15 protein-coding genes are annotated in these 16,064 nt (G+C 62.8%); 13 read left to right on the forward strand and 2 right to left on the reverse strand.

Features of this window, described 5'->3' with window-relative positions; all coding sequences use genetic code 11:
• Nucleotides 1-64: 64 nt before the first annotated feature.
• The 5 genes from B0G71_RS02790 (at nucleotide 65) to cysM (ending at nucleotide 5,197) form a co-directional block, all read left to right on the forward strand.
• Nucleotides 65-1,468, forward strand: a complete 1,404-nt coding sequence (locus B0G71_RS02790) for a UDP-glucose/GDP-mannose dehydrogenase family protein (protein ID WP_116139602.1) — start codon at nucleotides 65-67, stop codon at nucleotides 1,466-1,468.
• Nucleotides 1,434-2,441, forward strand: a complete 1,008-nt coding sequence (gene rfaE1 / locus B0G71_RS02795) for a D-glycero-beta-D-manno-heptose-7-phosphate kinase (protein ID WP_116139604.1) — start codon at nucleotides 1,434-1,436, stop codon at nucleotides 2,439-2,441. Before B0G71_RS02790 ends, rfaE1 begins: the two co-directional genes overlap by 35 nt.
• A 145-nt stretch (nucleotides 2,442-2,586) precedes the next feature.
• Nucleotides 2,587-3,579, forward strand: a complete 993-nt coding sequence (gene rfaD, locus B0G71_RS02800) for an ADP-glyceromanno-heptose 6-epimerase (RefSeq protein ID WP_116139606.1) — start codon at nucleotides 2,587-2,589, stop codon at nucleotides 3,577-3,579.
• Nucleotides 3,580-3,656: 77 nt separating this feature from the next.
• Nucleotides 3,657-4,022, forward strand: coding sequence for a helix-hairpin-helix domain-containing protein (locus tag B0G71_RS02805; protein ID WP_116139607.1), 366 nt, complete (start codon nucleotides 3,657-3,659; stop codon nucleotides 4,020-4,022).
• 272 nt (nucleotides 4,023-4,294) lie between these two features.
• Nucleotides 4,295-5,197, forward strand: a complete 903-nt coding sequence (cysM, locus tag B0G71_RS02810) for a cysteine synthase CysM (RefSeq protein ID WP_106283257.1) — start codon at nucleotides 4,295-4,297, stop codon at nucleotides 5,195-5,197.
• A gap of 104 nt (nucleotides 5,198-5,301) precedes the next feature.
• Here the strand turns inward: cysM and mltB are convergent, their stop codons facing one another.
• Entirely contained in the window at nucleotides 5,302-6,480 is a 1,179-nt protein-coding gene (gene mltB / locus B0G71_RS02815; protein ID WP_404935317.1) for a lytic murein transglycosylase B, read from the reverse strand.
• 263 nt (nucleotides 6,481-6,743) lie between these two features.
• Between mltB and B0G71_RS02820 the strand changes: the two genes are divergently transcribed.
• Entirely contained in the window at nucleotides 6,744-7,667 is a 924-nt protein-coding gene (locus tag B0G71_RS02820) for a histone deacetylase family protein (RefSeq protein WP_106283255.1), read from the forward strand.
• Nucleotides 7,668-7,715: 48 nt separating this feature from the next.
• On the forward strand, nucleotides 7,716-8,516 hold the full coding sequence (locus B0G71_RS02825) for an enoyl-CoA hydratase (RefSeq protein WP_116139611.1): 801 nt from the start codon (nucleotides 7,716-7,718) through the stop codon (nucleotides 8,514-8,516).
• 28 nt (nucleotides 8,517-8,544) lie between these two features.
• Here B0G71_RS02825 and B0G71_RS02830 read toward each other — a convergent pair whose 3' ends face one another.
• Nucleotides 8,545-9,462 carry an alpha/beta hydrolase gene (locus tag B0G71_RS02830; RefSeq protein WP_116139613.1) on the reverse strand — a complete coding sequence of 306 codons (918 nt, stop codon included), beginning with the start codon at nucleotides 9,460-9,462 and terminating at the stop codon, nucleotides 8,545-8,547.
• Nucleotides 9,463-9,701: 239 nt separating this feature from the next.
• On the opposite strand from B0G71_RS02830, the gene B0G71_RS02835 reads away from it, so the two are divergent.
• From B0G71_RS02835 to B0G71_RS02860, 6 genes are all read left to right on the forward strand, one after another.
• Complete coding sequence (locus B0G71_RS02835; RefSeq protein WP_012433961.1) at nucleotides 9,702-10,736, forward strand: methionine ABC transporter ATP-binding protein; 1,035 nt, start codon at nucleotides 9,702-9,704, stop codon at nucleotides 10,734-10,736.
• Entirely contained in the window at nucleotides 10,726-11,379 is a 654-nt protein-coding gene (locus B0G71_RS02840; RefSeq protein WP_106283251.1) for a methionine ABC transporter permease, read from the forward strand. Before B0G71_RS02835 ends, B0G71_RS02840 begins: the two co-directional genes overlap by 11 nt.
• Nucleotides 11,380-11,413: 34 nt before the next feature.
• Nucleotides 11,414-12,211, forward strand: a complete 798-nt coding sequence (locus tag B0G71_RS02845) for a MetQ/NlpA family ABC transporter substrate-binding protein (RefSeq protein ID WP_116139615.1) — start codon at nucleotides 11,414-11,416, stop codon at nucleotides 12,209-12,211.
• Between the two features lie 237 nt (nucleotides 12,212-12,448).
• Nucleotides 12,449-13,198: an electron transfer flavoprotein subunit beta/FixA family protein gene (locus B0G71_RS02850; protein ID WP_116139617.1), complete on the forward strand. Its 750-nt coding sequence runs from the start codon at nucleotides 12,449-12,451 to the stop codon at nucleotides 13,196-13,198.
• 14 nt (nucleotides 13,199-13,212) lie between these two features.
• Nucleotides 13,213-14,148 carry an electron transfer flavoprotein subunit alpha/FixB family protein gene (locus B0G71_RS02855; RefSeq protein ID WP_116139619.1) on the forward strand — a complete coding sequence of 312 codons (936 nt, stop codon included), beginning with the start codon at nucleotides 13,213-13,215 and terminating at the stop codon, nucleotides 14,146-14,148.
• 103 nt (nucleotides 14,149-14,251) lie between these two features.
• Nucleotides 14,252-16,042 (forward strand): acyl-CoA dehydrogenase, encoded by a 1,791-nt coding sequence (locus B0G71_RS02860; protein WP_116139621.1) that lies wholly within the window; start codon nucleotides 14,252-14,254, stop codon nucleotides 16,040-16,042.
• Nucleotides 16,043-16,064: the final 22 nt, after the last annotated feature.

Here is a 16,064-nt window from a genome sequence, read left to right on the forward strand (position 1 = left end):
GCAATGTGTTTCTGACCGGCTTCATCGCCGGGAATCCTCACCGGAACCCTCTACCGGAAAGCGTATGAAAATCACCATTATCGGCACGGGCTATGTGGGTCTTGTCACTGGCGCGTGTCTCGCCGAGATCGGTCACGACGTTTTCTGTCTCGACGTCGATCCGCGCAAGATCGAAATCCTCAACAGCGGCGGCGTGCCGATCCACGAGCCCGGTTTGCAGGAGATGATCGCCCGCACGCGCGCGGCACGCCGCATCACGTTTTCCACGGATGTCGAAGCCAGCGTCGCGCACGGCGACGTGCAGTTCATCGCGGTCGGCACGCCGCCGGACGAAGACGGCTCGGCCGATCTGCAATATGTGCTCGAAGCAGCCCGCAATATCGGCCGCACGATGAACGGCTTCAAGGTGATCGTCGACAAATCGACGGTGCCGGTCGGCACCGCGCAGCGCGTGCGTACGGTGGTCGAAGAGGAGCTGGCTAAACGCGGGCTCGCCGCCAGCGCGCAGCATCGTTTCTCGGTGGTGTCCAACCCCGAGTTCCTGAAGGAAGGCGCGGCGGTCGACGACTTCATGCGCCCGGACCGCATCGTGATCGGCATCGACGAAGACGAACCCGGCATGCGCGCGCGTGAATTGATGAAGCGTCTGTACGCGCCGTTCAACCGCAATCACGAACGCACTTTGTACATGGACGTGCGCTCGGCCGAATTTACAAAATATGCCGCCAACGCCATGCTGGCCACGCGCATCTCGTTCATGAACGAAATGTCGAATCTGGCGGACCGCGTCGGTGCGGATATCGAAGCGGTGCGCCGCGGCATCGGCTCGGATCCGCGGATCGGCTATCACTTCCTGTACGCCGGCTGCGGCTACGGCGGCTCGTGTTTCCCGAAAGACGTGCAGGCGCTGATCCGCACGGCCAGCGAGAGCGGCCACAATCTGCGCATCCTCGAAGCGGTCGAGGAAGTGAATCACAAGCAGAAAGACGTGCTGGTACACAAGATCACCGGCAAGCTCGGCGACGATCTGAGCGGCCGAACGTTTGCCGTATGGGGCCTCGCATTCAAGCCGAATACCGATGACATGCGCGAGGCGCCGAGCCGTCGTCTGATCGCGGAACTGCTGGCGCGCGGCGCCCAGGTGCGCGCGTACGATCCGGTCGCGGTGACCGAAGCGCGCCGCGTGTTCGCCATGGACTTGCACGACGCACCGGATCAGTTCGCGCGTCTCACTTTCACGGCTACGCAGGACGAAACGCTCACCGGCGCCGACGCCCTCGTGATCGTGACCGAATGGAAAGAATTCAAGAGCCCGGATTTCGTTCATCTGAAATCGGTGCTGAAGTCGCCGCTGATTTTCGACGGCCGCAACCTGTATGAACCGGACGCGATGACCGAACTCGGCATCGACTACCACTCGATTGGACGCCCTTATGCCCAACCCTCTGAACTTCCGGCCGTTGCCTGAGACCGCGCCGGGCGCCGTGCCGAGCACGCCCGCACCGCAGCTCACGGTAGTGCCGCGCGAACAGCTCGCCGCCGCGCGCGTGCTGGTGGTGGGCGACGTCATGCTCGATCGCTACTGGTTTGGAGATGTGAACCGCATTTCGCCGGAAGCGCCCGTGCCGGTCGTGCACGTGCAGCGTCAGGAAGACCGTCTCGGCGGCGCGGCGAACGTCGCGCGCAATGCGGTCGCGCTCGGCGCGCAGGCCGGCTTGCTGTGCGTGGTCGGCCATGACGAACCCGGCGAGCGCATCGTGCAACTGCTCGACGAAAGCGGCGTGAAGCCGCACCTCGAACGCGATCCGGCACTGCTCACCACGATCAAGCTGCGTGTGCTGTCGCGCCAGCAACAGTTGCTGCGCGTCGACTTCGAGAACTCGCCGGCGCACGAAGTGCTGCTCGCGGGTCTCGCGCGATTCGATGAACTGCTGCCGTCGCACGACGTGATTCTGATGTCCGACTACGCGAAAGGCGGCCTGACCCACGTCACGCAGATGATCGCCAAGGCGCACGCGGTGGGCAAGCCGGTGCTGGTCGATCCGAAGGGCGACGACTGGGAACGCTATCGCGGCGCCACGCTGATCACGCCGAACCGCGCCGAGTTGCGGGAAGTGGTCGGCCAGTGGAAATCGGAAGAAGATCTGATCGCGCGCGTGACGAAGCTGCGCGCCGATCTGCAGTTCAAGGCGCTGCTGCTCACGCGTTCGGAAGAGGGCATGACGCTCTTCTCGGACGACGGCATCCTGCACGCTTCGGCGGTTGCGCGCGAAGTGTATGATGTCTCGGGCGCGGGCGACACCGTGATCGCCACGCTCGCCGCCATGCTCGGCGCGGGTCTCACGCTGGTCGAGGCGGTCGGGCTCGCGAATCGCGCGGCCGGCATCGTGGTCGGCAAACTCGGCACCGCCACCGTCGACTACGACGAACTTTTTCACTGATGCGGCCCGCCGGGTCCCTCGCTGTGCTTCTGTGAACGGCGTGCAAATGGGATCCGGTCGGCGTCGACTGAACCTGTCGATCGGAGCGAGCGCCACGCGCTGACTCCGATCCAATGCCAAGCTCACTACCGCAGGATCATCAATCATGACCCTCATCGTCACCGGCGCGGCCGGTTTTATCGGCAGCAATCTCGTGAAGGCGCTCAACGAGCGCGGTGAACAACGCATCATCGCCGTGGACAATCTCACGCGGGCGGACAAGTTCAAGAACCTCGTGGACTGCGAGATCGACGACTACCTCGACAAGACCGAATTCGTCGGACGCTTCAAGCGTGGCGACTTCGGCAAGGTGCGCGCGATTTTCCACGAAGGCGCCTGTTCGGATACGATGGAAACCGACGGCCGCTACATGATGGACAACAACTTCCGCTACAGCCGCGACGTGCTCGATGTCTGCCTCGCGCAGAACATCCAGTTCCTGTATGCGTCCTCGGCGGCAACGTACGGCGGCTCGAGCCGTTTCGTCGAGGAGCGCGAAGTCGAACAGCCGCTGAACGTGTATGGCTATTCGAAGTTCCTGTTCGATCAGGTGATCCGCCGCGTGCTGCCCACGGCGAAGAGCCAGATTGCCGGCTTCCGTTACTTCAATGTCTACGGGCCGCGCGAAACGCATAAGGCGCGCATGGCGTCGGTGGCGTTTCACAACTTCAACCAGTTCCGCGCCGAGGGCAAAGTCAAGCTGTTCGGCGAATACAACGGCTATGCCGCGGGCGAACAGACGCGCGACTTTGTCTCAGTGGAAGACGTGGTGAAGGTCAACCTGTTCTTCTTCGACAATCCGGACAAGTCGGGCATCTTCAACCTGGGCAGCGGCCGCGCGCAACCGTTCAACGACATCGCCAGCACGGTGGTCAACACGCTGCGCTCGCTGAACAACCAACCGGCGCTGTCGCTCGCGGATCAGGTGCAGCGTGGGCTGATCGAATACATTCCGTTCCCCGACGCGTTGCGCGGCAAGTACCAGTGCTTCACGCAGGCGGATCAGTCGAAACTGCGCGCGGCCGGCTACGACGCGCCGTTCCTGAGCGTGCAGGAAGGTGTCGACCGTTACGTGCGTTGGCTATTCGGCCAGGTGTAAATAATTCGGATCCCTCTTTAAACTGGAATCTCCCGGTTGGTGATGGTCGCCAACCGGTTGTACGAGGGAGATTCCATATGTTTCGAAAAATTCTGGTTACCGCGGCCATGCTCGCCGCTTTTGGCCACGCTTATGCGGCGGTCGACGTCAACACGGCTAATGAGGATGCGTTGCGCGGCATCAAGGGCATCGGTCCTGCCAAAGCGAAGGCCATTCTCGACGAGCGTGCAGCGCATGGTCCGTTCAAGGATCCGGCCGACCTCGGCAAGCGCGTCAAAGGCATGGGCGGGCATACCGTCGAGCGCCTGCAGGCGGAGGGTCTCGCTGTCGGTCCGGCTGGCGCGGCTGCTAACCCGCAGGCTGCGGCGGCTGCACAGACCAAAGGCGCGGCCGTTCCGGCCGCCACGCCGAAGAGCAACGCCACGGTGGCAGTGAAGAAATAGCCTGACGCGGACTCCGCGCGTGGGTTTCGTGACCCGCGCGCGGAGCCTGCTCCTTCGTTTCCCCTTCATGGTCGGAGTTGGCAATAAAGCTCCTTCAGCTGTCATGCAGATGACTGGCTCCCGCGGTACTCAGCCGCGGGCTTTTTGCGTTGCGGGCGCTCGCAGACGGGCGCCTGCATCCATGCGGGCAGAAGGGCCGCACGGCAGCGGCGGGCACGGTGGTTTAGAATCGAACGATTGAAGACTCCGCGCATCGACAGCTCCAGACCGATATGGCTTACAAAACGATTGAAGACACGATCGGCAATACGCCGCTCGTACAACTCGTCCGGCTTCCCGACGACGAGATCCGCAGCCGCAATAACGTGATTCTTGCGAAGCTCGAGGGTAACAACCCGGCGGGCTCGGTGAAAGATCGCCCGGCGTTGTCGATGATCAAAAAAGCGGAAGCGCGTGGGCGCATCAAACCGGGCGACACGCTGATCGAATCGACCAGTGGCAATACGGGCATCGCGCTCGCCATGGCGGCCGCGGTCCGTGGCTACAAGATGGTCTTGATCATGCCGGAAGATCTGTCGGTGGAACGACGTCAGAGCATGGCCGCGTATGGTGCGCAGATCGTGCTCACGCCGGTCACGGGCGGCATGGAGTACGCGCGCGATCTGGCCGAGCAGATGCAGCGCGAAGGCAAGGGCATCATCCTCGACCAGTTCGCCAACCCGGACAATCCGGCTTCGCACGTCGAAGGCACGGGTCCGGAAATCTGGCGCGATACGGAAGGGCGCATTACCCACTTCGTGTCGTCGATGGGCACGACCGGCACGATCATGGGCGTGTCCACTTATCTGAAAGAACAGAATCAGGCCATCGAGATCATTGGCGCGCAACCCGAAGAAGGTTCGCGTATTCCGGGCATCCGCAAATGGCCCGAAGCTTATCTGCCGAAAATCTTCGATCGCAGCCGCGTGGACCGCGTCGAGAACGTGAGCCAGGCCGCTGCGGAAGCGATGGCGCGCCGCATGGCGTCGGTGGAAGGGATTTTTGCCGGCATCTCGTCGGGCGGTGCGTGCGAAGTCGCGCTGCGCGTCGCGCGGCAGGTCGAGAACGCGACGATCGTGTTCATCGTTTGCGATCGCGGTGATCGCTACCTGTCGACGGGTGTGTTTCCCGCGTAAGCGCGTCGCTCAAAGTCTCGCTCGCCAACGAAAGCGCCGGTTCGAGACCGGCGCTTTTTTTCATCTCGTCGACTCGCCAGGCGCACCCGGCGACCGCATGGAAATTATTGCGAAGCCGCAGCCGGCGGCGCCGCGTTATTGCCCGCGTTCGTTGCGTCGCCGGCTTCCATCTGAGCCTTCACCCGCTGACCCAACTGATACACCGCGAGCGCATAAAAGAAGCTGCGGTTATAGCGCGTCAATACATAGAAGTTCTTCAAGCCCAGCATGAACTCGGTTCCGCGTCCCGGTGAGGGCAGGTCCACCACCGTCACCGGTGTGCCGGCTTCCGACGCCACATCCACACCCGGTTCGTTCAGCAGCAAGCCGGCGCGCAGTAATTGATCGAGCGGCCAGTGCGGTTCCGGTTGACCGTCCGCGGCTGCTTGCGCGACGCCCAGGCTGCCGGCGTCCGAGCCGATCTTCCACACGACCGGCCGGCCGTTTTCCCAGCCGTTCTGACGCAGATAATTCGCCACGCTGCCGATCGCGTCCGCCTGGCTCGTGCGCAGATCGATCTGCTTGTTGCCGTCGTAGCTCACCGCGTATTGCACGATGCTGCTCGGCAGGAACTGCGGAATGCCGATCGCGCCGGTATAGGAGCCGAGCACCGTGGTGGGATCGATCTGCGAGTCGCGCGTCCACACCAGGTAGTCTTCGAGGTTCTTGCGGAAGGTCGCCTGGCGATCCGCGCGATTGGCCGTGCTCGGATAGTCGAAGCTGAGCGTGGTCAGCGCATCGAGCACGCGGAAGTTGCCCATGAAGCGCCCATAGATCGTCTCGACACCGATGATGCCGACGATCACTTCCGGCGGCACGCCGAACTCTTCATAGGCGCGTTGCAGCGTGGCCTGGTTCGCGCGCCAGAAGCGCACGCCGGCATTGATGCGGACCTGGTCGAGGAAGCGCGACTGATACACGCGCCAGTTCTTGACCGACGGCGAGGGCGACGGCGTCACGAGCTTGACCGCGGTGGCCGAATAACTGACGCGGGCAAACAGCGAGTGCAGCGTGGCTTCGTCGAAGTCGTAGCGCGCGACCATGTCGTTGATGAACGCATTGACGTCGGCATTGTTCGCGTAGCGCTGCGGGATGATCTCTTCCTCAAACGTTTGCCCTTGCGGCACGGCGGGTTGCGGCTGGCCTTGCGCAAGCAGCACCGGCGGTTTTTTGCCGGCGCTTTGCGCGCTCGCCGGACTGGTTGCCATGAACATGCACGATGCGACGGACAGTGCGGCGGCCATGGTTCTGATACGTAGCCGGTTTCGTGCAGACAGAGCAAGCTTGACGGTCATAGTGAGCTAAAGGCGCGTGGCGCTGGAGACAAGGGAAAGACGGGGAAAACCGATCGGGGCAGTATACCCGACGCCTCCGGCAAAACTGTGCCTGACGCGTCACAGCCGCATCGTGTGGTAACTTGATGAATGTTGGCGCGCCGAGGGCGCGCGCCCCTGGATGGAGACATGCCGCGCGCGCCTCGAAGGCGTGACGCCGCAGAAAGAGAATCATGGCAACAGGCTTCTATTCCCACGCCGACTGTCTGCTGCACGACATGGGGCAATGGCATCCCGAATGCCCCGCGCGTCTGCAGGCAATCGAAGATCAGTTGATCGCGAGCCGTATCGACTCGCTGATCGAACGCGAGTCGCCGCCGCTCGCCGACGATGCCGCGCTGCTGCGCGTGCATACGCAAGCTCACGTCGACTATATCCGCAGCCGTTCGCCCGTTGAAGGAACCGCCGAAATCGATCCCGATACGACGATGAACCCGCATAGTTTGCAAGCCGCGTTGCGTGCGGCGGGCGCCGCGGTCGCCGCGACCGATGCGGTGATCGAAGGCCGTTACGACAACGCTTTTTGCAGCGTTCGGCCACCCGGCCACCATGCGGAGCCGGCGCGCGCCATGGGCTTCTGTTTCTTCAACAACGTCGCGATCGCCGCGCGTCATGCGCTGGAAGTGCATGGCCTCGCGCGGGTCGCCATCATCGACTTCGATGTGCATCACGGCAACGGCACAGAAGCGGCTTTCTCGGGCGACTCGCGCGTGCTGATGTGCAGCATCTTCCAGCATCCGTTCTATCCGTTCACCGGTGCCGACAATCAGGCGCCCAACATGTGCAACGTGCCGATGCCGGCGCGCTCGAAAGGCATGGCGGTGCGCGAAGCGGTGGACCTGCTGTGGTTGCCGCGCCTGCATGAGTTCAAGCCGGAGATGCTGTTCATCTCGGCGGGCTTCGACGCGCATCGCGAGGACGACCTCGGCAACATGGGTCTCGTCGAGGACGATTACGCCTGGATCACCGATCAGATGCGCGAGATCGCCAAGCGCTATGCGCACGGACGGATCGTCAGCTGTCTCGAAGGCGGCTACAACCTGTCCGCGCTCGGGCGCAGCGTGGTCGCGCACGTGCGCTCGCTGGCGGGGATTTGAGGCGCCAAGCCGCGGCACCATCCACTCAAAACGCATTAGGACCGAGCCATGAATGCCGATGCGGACAACGCTTCACTGATCGAGATCGAACACGGCGCGTACGGCGTGCCGGGCGTCGTGCGTGTGACGATGAACCGGCCCGATGCCTTCAACGCGCTCTCAGACGCTTTGCTCGACGAGCTTCAGACGGCATTGAGCGAAATCGCGCGGTCGGACGCTCGGGTGGTCGTGATCGCCGGCGCGGGCCGGGCGTTCTGCGCGGGGCATGATCTGAAGGAAATGCGCGCGGCGCCGTCGCTGGCTTACTACCAGGCGCTGTTCGCCCGCTGCACGAAGCTCATGATGACGATCCAGCGCTTGCCGCAACCGGTGATCGCGCGGGTGCAGGGCATTGCTACCGCAGCCGGTTGTCAACTCGTCGCGATGTGCGATCTGGCGGTCGCCGCCGACACGGCGCGGTTTGCCGTTTCGGGTGTGAACCTCGGGCTTTTTTGCGCGACGCCTTCCGTGCCGTTGTCGCGCAACCTGTCGCGCAAGGCAGCGCTTGAAATGCTGCTCACCGGCGATTTCATCGATGCCGCTGCGGCAAAGCAGCAAGGTCTCGTCAACCGCGTGGTTCCAGCGGATGCACTTGACGCGGAAATCGCGCGGCTCGCCACCAGCATTTGCGCGAAACCGGTCGAGGCCGTGAGCGCCGGCAAAGGCCTCTTCTATCGTCAGTTGGAGATGGGTGTCGAGGCGGCTTACCAACTCGCCGGCCAGACCATGGCCTGCAACATGATGGACGAGTCGGCGCTCGAAGGCGTGCAGGCTTTCATCGACAAACGGCCGCCCGACTGGAAGTCGTGACGCTAACTAGCCACGCGTGACTCAGGCTCTATCGGATCACCAGCCGTTTTTCAATCCACTCGATCAAATCGCCGATCACCCGATCGCGGTCGAGGTCGTTCATCGTCTCGTGATAGCTGCCTTCGTGCAGCGTGAGCGTTTTGTCCGGCGAGCCTGCATGCTGGCCGAATTCGCGGCTGCCTTCGGGTTCGGTGAGCTTGTCGGCGGTGCCGTGATAGAGCAGCAGCGGTACCCGTAAGCCCGCGCGGCCGCGTTCGATGCGCGCCATCGCCAGCAGAAGTTCCGCGCCGGTGCGCGCGGGAATCGCGCCGTGATGCACGAGCGGATCGTTGCGATTGGCGTTCACCACGGGCTGAAGGCGTGAGAGCAAAGCCGCGTCGATTTTCATCGCCGGGAAACTCGGATAGAGACGGCTGATCACCTGGCTCAGCTTGAGCATCCAGCGCGGCACGTCGCGGCCGGGTGCGAGCGCCGGGCTCGACAGGATCAGGCCATTCAGGCGCCGGCCGCTCGCGTCGAGGCGTTCGATCGCATACAGCGCGGCCACGGCGCCGCCCATGCTGTGGCCCATCAGGAAGAGCGGGGCGCAGCTTGGCGCGGCGGCGTCGAGCAGAGCTTGCGCGTCGAGCAGATAGTCGTCGAAGCGCTTCACGTAGGCGCGCTTGCCGGGCGCGTGGCCGTGGCCGCGCAGATCGATCGCCACCAGTTCGATGCCGGCCGCGTTCAGCCGCACAGCGAGCGCTGCGTAGCGGCCGGCGTGCTCGGCGAGGCCGTGCAGCAGCGCGACCGTGGCGCGCAGTGGCGCGGCGGCCGGCCAGCGGTACAGCGGCAAGTCGACGCCGTCGGCGGTCGTCACCGAGGCGCGCTGCGGTTCGCCGGCGTTGCCGTTGCCGCTGCGCTTGCCCACGCCGGGCCGCACATTGCTGCTTTGGGATGATGTCTGCATAACCGCCGCTTATCCTGTTCTGGTCCGCCCGATCATAGTCGCAGCGACTATGCGGGCGCGAGGGTCTTGCACTGAGCATGCCTCTAATGCCCACAGGTTATGAAAAGATCGTAATTGATTATTAAAGGGAATGACGACGCTGCGGTAGAATTGCGGGCTCAAATCCCAATAAAAGCAACGGCGGCCGCTTGTCGGGAGCACACAACGCTCGCCGGCAGACTCCGCCGTTTCGTTTTTCCATGATCGAAATACGCAATATCTCCCAGCGGTTCGCCGGGCCCCGGGGCTGGGTCGAGGCGCTGCACAACGTCAATCTGTCGATTCCGGCGGGCGAGGTGTTTGGCATCATCGGCCGCAGCGGCGCGGGCAAGAGTACGCTTGTGCGCACTCTCAACCTGCTGACGCGCCCGAGCGAAGGCAACATCGTCGTCAACGGCCGCGATCTGACGACGCTGCCCGCCGCGCAATTGCGCGAGGCGCGCCGCGAGATCGGCATGATCTTCCAGCACTTCAATTTGCTGTCTTCGCGCACGGTGTACGAGAACGTCGCGCTGCCGCTCGAACTCGCCGGCATGAAGCGCGACGAAATCGAAGCGAACGTGCTGCCGCTGCTCGAACTGGTCGGCCTGTCGGCACAGAAAGACCGCTATCCGGCGCAGATCAGCGGCGGGCAAAAACAGCGCGTCGGCATCGCGCGCGCTCTGGCCAGCAAGCCCAAGGTACTGCTCTCCGACGAAGCGACCTCCGCGCTCGATCCCGAAACCACGCGCGCGATTCTCGACCTGCTCAAGCGCATCAACCGCGAACTGAACCTGACCATCGTGCTGATCACGCACCAGATGGACGTGATCAAGCAGGTCTGCGACCGCGTCGCCGTCCTGGATGCCGGCCGTGTGGTCGAAGAGGGCAAGGTCATCGACGTGTTCCTGCAACCGCATCACGAAGTCACGCGCGCGTTGATCGGCGACGTGATCGCGCAGGAATTGCCGCCCGCCATGAAGGCGCGTGTGGCGGAACGCCTGAAGACCGGCAGCGGCCACTTGCTGCGGCTCGCCTTCACCGGCTCAGGCGTCGATCAACCGATTCTCTCCGAAACGATTCGCCGCTACGAACTCGATTTCAACATCCTGCACGGCCAGATCGACGAGATCCAGGGGCAGGCGTTCGGCTCGCTCGCGGTGCTCGCGGGCGGCGAACCGGCGAAGGTGGCGCAGGCGCTGACGTATCTGCGTGAACAGGGCGTGGTGGTGGAGGAGCTCTCGTATGTTGAGTGAAATGTTCGATATGTTCGTCCAGTCGTTCTGGGAAACGCTCGTCATGGTGGGCATTTCCGGACTGGTCGGCGCTTTGGTGGGTTTGCCTCTCGGCGTGCTGCTGTATCTGACGGATCGCCAGGGCGTGTTGCAGAACATCGCCGTGAATCGCGTGATGGGCGTAGTCGTCAATGCGGTGCGCTCGACACCGTTCATCATTTTGCTGGTTGCGGTGATTCCGTTCACGCGTCTCGTGGTCGGTTCGTCGATCGGTACGGCGGCCGCCGTCGTGCCGCTGACGATCGCCGCCGCGCCGTTCATCGCGCGTCTGGTCGAGACGGCGCTGCGCGAAGTGGATCGCGGTCTGATCGAAGCGGCTCAGGCGATGGGCGCGACCACCAGCCAGATCGTCTTCAAGGTGTTGCTGCCGGAATCGCTGCCGGGCGTGGTCGCCGGCTTGACGATCACCTTCGTCTCGCTGGTCGGCTATTCGGCGATGGCGGGCGCGATTGGCGGCGGTGGTCTCGGCGATCTCGGCATTCGCTACGGGTATCAGCGTTTCCTGCCGGAAGTGATGTTGACGGTCGTGGTGATTCTGATCGTCTTCGTGCAGTTGGTGCAGTCGTTCGGGGATTGGCTCGTGCGTCGTTTGAGCCATAAGTAAAACAACAAAGTCGACAGGTTTGGAAAGGTCCATCATGCAACGTCGTTTCATTCTTAAGCTGGCTGCCGCGCTCGGTGCCGCATCGCTCGTCGCCGCCAACGCGGCTTACGCCGAAGACACGATCAAGGTCGGCGTGACCGGCGGTCCGCACGCACAGATCATGGAAGTCGTGAAGACGGTCGCGGCGAAGAACGGTCTGAACATCAAGATCGTCGAATTCTCCGACTACGTGCAGCCGAACGCGGCGCTCGCCGGCGGCGATCTGGACGCGAACAGCTACCAGCACGACCCGTATCTGCAGGCGCAGGTGAAGGACCGCGGCTACAAGCTGATCCGTATCGCGGACACGGTCACGTACCCGATGGGTATCTATTCGAAGAAAGTGAAGACGCTCGCCGAACTGCAGCCGGGCGCGAAGATCGCGGTGCCGAACGATCCGACCAACGGCGGCCGCGCGCTGCTGTTGCTGCAAAAGCAGGGTCTGCTGAAGCTGCGCGCCGACGCGGGCCTGAAGGCGACGCCGCTCGACATCGTCGACAACCCGAAGAAGCTGAAGATCGTCGAACTCGATGCCGCACAGATTCCGCGCTCGCTGAACGACGTGGACGCGGCTGCGATCAACACGAACTTCGCGATGGAAGCGGGTCTGAAGCCCAAGCAGGACGCCATCGCGATTGAAGACCCCAAGGGTCCTTACGTGAACGTCATCGCAATCCGCGAGGCAGATAAGAACAAGCCGTGGGTCGCCAAGCTGGTCGCGGCGTATCATTCGCCGGAAGTGAAGCAGTTCGTCGAAAGCAAATTCGGCGGGTCGGTCATCACCGCCTGGTGAGACGGCGGCCTGCAGAGCAAGCAGAACACGACGGCAATGCAAATTTAGAGTCGTAGGGCTTAACCCGGGGTTGTCGCCCGGGTTTTTTCGGGATTAAAATAGAACGACCGTTCGATATTGCCGTCACGCCATTGAGGAGCGATATCCTCCTGCTAAAGCACCCGCGACCGGGCTGCCGTGAGGGTAGTCGTTATAATGTTCGTTGGGTTGACGTATTCGTAACTTTGGAGCGTGTGCATGAAAATCCTGGTGCCAGTCAAAAGAGTGGTCGATTACAACGTGAAGGTTCGAGTGAAGTCGGACGGCACGGGCGTCGACATCGCGAACGTGAAGATGTCGATGAATCCGTTCGATGAAATCGCGGTTGAAGAAGCCGTGCGTCTGAAGGAAGCGGGCGTGGCGACGGAAGTGATCGCCGTGTCGGCGGGCGTGACGCAATCGCAGGAAACGCTGCGCACGGCGCTCGCGATCGGCGCGGATCGCGCAATCCTGATCGAGTCTTCGCAGGAACTGCAGCCGCTGGCCGTGGCCAAGCTGCTGAAGGCGCTGGTTGACAAGGAGCAGCCTTCGCTGGTCATTCTCGGCAAGCAGGCTATCGACGACGATTCGAACCAGACCGGCCAGATGCTCGCCGCGCTGGCTGGTTTGCCGCAAGCCACGTTTGCATCGAAGGTGGTTGTTGCTGACGGCAAGGCGACCGTTTCGCGCGAGGTGGATGGCGGCGCGGAAACGCTGTCGCTGACGCTGCCTGCTGTCGTCACGACCGACCTGCGCCTGAACGAGCCGCGCTACGTCACGCTGCCGAACATCATGAAGGCGAAGAAAAAGCCGCTGGAAGTCCTCAAGCCGGAAGACCTCGGCGTTGATGTCACGCCGCGCCTGAAGACGCTGAAGGTTGTCGAGCCGCCCAAGCGCTCCGCCGGTGTGAAGGTGCCGGATGTGAAGACGCTGGTCGAGAAGCTGAAGACCGAAGCCAAGGTGCTGTGAGGGAGACAGAGCAAATGACGAATCTGGTAATAGCAGAACACGACAACGCATCGATCAAGGCCGCGACGCTGAACACGATCGCAGCGGCCCAGAAGATTAGTGGCGACATTCACGTGCTGGTGGCAGGGCACAACGCGCAAGCCGCGGCGGATGCCGCAGCGAAGATTGCAGGCGTGAGCAATGTATTGCTGGCTGACGCGCCGCAACTCGAAGCAGGCCTCGCCGAGAACATTGAAGCGACGGTGCTGAACATCGCGAAGGACTATTCGCACATCCTCGCGCCGGCAACGGCCTACGGCAAGAACATCACGCCGCGTATCGCCGCAAAACTCGACGTCGCACAGATCAGCGATATCACCGCGGTGGATAGCCCGGACACGTTCGAGCGCCCGATCTACGCCGGCAACGCAATCGCAACCGTGCAATCGGCTGACCCGATCAAGGTCATCACGGTCCGCACGACGGGTTTCGATGCAGTCGCAGCTGAAGGCGGTAGCGCAACGGTCGAGAAAATCGAAGCGGCGGCGGACAGCGGTATCTCGTCCTTCGTCAACCGCGAAGTGACGAAGCTGGACCGTCCGGAACTGACGTCGGCGAAGGTCATCGTCTCGGGCGGCCGCGGTTTGGGCAACGGCGAGAACTACACGAAGGTCCTCGAACCGCTGGCGGACAAACTGAATGCAGCGCTCGGCGCATCGCGTGCCGCGGTCGACGCGGGCTTCGTACCGAACGACTATCAAGTGGGTCAAACCGGCAAGATCGTCGCGCCGCAGCTGTACATCGCCGTCGGCATCTCGGGCGCGATCCAGCATCTGGCCGGGATGAAAGACAGCAAGGTGATCGTTGCGATCAATAAAGACGAAGAAGCGCCGATCTTCAGCGTCGCCGATTACGGACTGGTGGGCGATCTGTTCACGCTCGTGCCCGAGCTCGTTAGCGAACTCGGCTAAGCGCCGTAACGCCGCATAAAAGGCGTCTGGCAGCACAGGAAGGGCGTGGGACCGATCAAGTCCAGCGCCCTTTTTTTATATCAGAAGCGGGAGGAGAACTGAAATGAGCTATACGGCGCCCATCAAGGACATGCTGTTCGTGATGAAAGAACTGGCCGGTCTCGAAGACATCGCGAGCTTGCCGGGCTTCGAAGACGCGAACCTCGAAACGGCGCAAGCCGTCCTCGAAGAATCGGCGAAACTGTGCGGCGGCGTGCTGGCGCCGCTGAATGTCGAAGGCGATCGCAATCCGAGCAGCTGGAAAGACGGCGTGGTCACCGCGACGCCCGGCTTCAAGGAAGCGTTTCGCCAGTTCGGCGAAGGCGGCTGGCAAGGCGTGCAACATCCCGTCGACTACGAAGGCCAGGGCCTGCCGAAGCTGATCGCGACGCCGTGCGTCGAAATGCTCAACGCGTCGAACCTGTCGTTCGCGCTGTGTCCTTTGCTGACCGACGGTGCGATCGAAGCGCTGCTCACCGCCGGCACGGAAGCGCAAAAACAAACCTATGTACCCAAGCTGATTTCCGGCGAATGGACCGGCACGATGAACCTGACCGAGCCGCAGGCCGGTTCCGATCTCGCGCTGGTGCGTACGCGCGCCGAGCCGCAGGGCGACGGTTCGTTCAAGCTGTTCGGCACGAAGATTTTCATTACGTGGGGCGAGCACGACATGGCGAAGAACATCGCGCATCTCGTACTGGCGCGCACGCCGAATGCACCGGAAGGCGTGAAAGGCATTTCGCTCTTCATCGTGCCGAAGTTTCTCGTCAACGAAGACGGTTCGCTCGGCGAGCGCAACGACGTGCATTGCGTGTCGATCGAACACAAGCTCGGCATCAAGGCGAGCCCGACCGCGGTGCTGCAATTCGGCGACCACGGCGGCGCGATCGGTCATCTGATCGGCGAGGAGAATCGCGGCCTCGAGTACATGTTCATCATGATGAACGCGGCACGTTTTGCTGTCGGCATGCAAGGCGTCGGCATTTCGGATCGCGCTTATCAGAAGGCCGTGGCGTACGCGAAAGATCGCGTGCAAAGCCGTCCCGTGGACGGTTCCGCGAAGCAATCAGTGGCGATCATTCAGCACCCCGATGTGCGCCGCATGCTCGCGACCATGCGCGGCCTCACCGAAGCATCGCGCGCGCTGGCTTATGTGGCCGCGGCGCACTGCGACATCGCGCATCGTCATCCCGACGAAGCAACGCGCGCGGAGCATCAGGCGATCTATGAATACCTCGTGCCGATCGTGAAGGGCTGGAGCACGGAGTTGTCGATCGATGTGACGAGCCTCGGCGTGCAGGTACACGGCGGCATGGGCTTTATCGAAGAAACCGGCGCCGCACAGTACTACCGCGATGCGCGCATTCTGCCGATCTACGAAGGCACGACCGCGATTCAGGCCAACGACCTGATCGGCCGCAAGACCGTTCGCGACGGCGGCAAGGTGGCGAAGTCGCTGCTCGCCGAGGTGGCTGCGGCGATCGAAGCACTCGGCGCACAGCAAGGCCCGGCGTTCGACTCGATGAAGAAGTACCTCGCGCAGGGCCATCAATCGCTGGCCGCCGCGGTGGATTTCGTTGTCGCCAATACGAAGGGCGATCCGAACGCGGTGTTCGTCGGCAGCGTGCCGTATCTGAAACTCGCGGGCGTCGTGCTGGGCGGCTGGCAGATGGCGCGTGCGTTGCTGGTGGCGGCTCAAAAGCGCGACGAAGACCACTCGTTCTACGGCGCCAAGATCGCGACCGCACAGTTTTATGCGGAGCATGTGCTGCCGCTGGCGTCGGCGTTCGAGGCGTCGATTGTCAACGCGAAGGGTGGAGAGAGTGTGCTGGCTTTGTCGGAAGATCAGTTCTGACGCGGCTTTTCACTACGCTTGA

It is taken from the genome of Paraburkholderia sp. BL27I4N3, assembly GCF_003386115.1.
GTDB lineage: Bacteria > Pseudomonadota > Gammaproteobacteria > Burkholderiales > Burkholderiaceae > Paraburkholderia.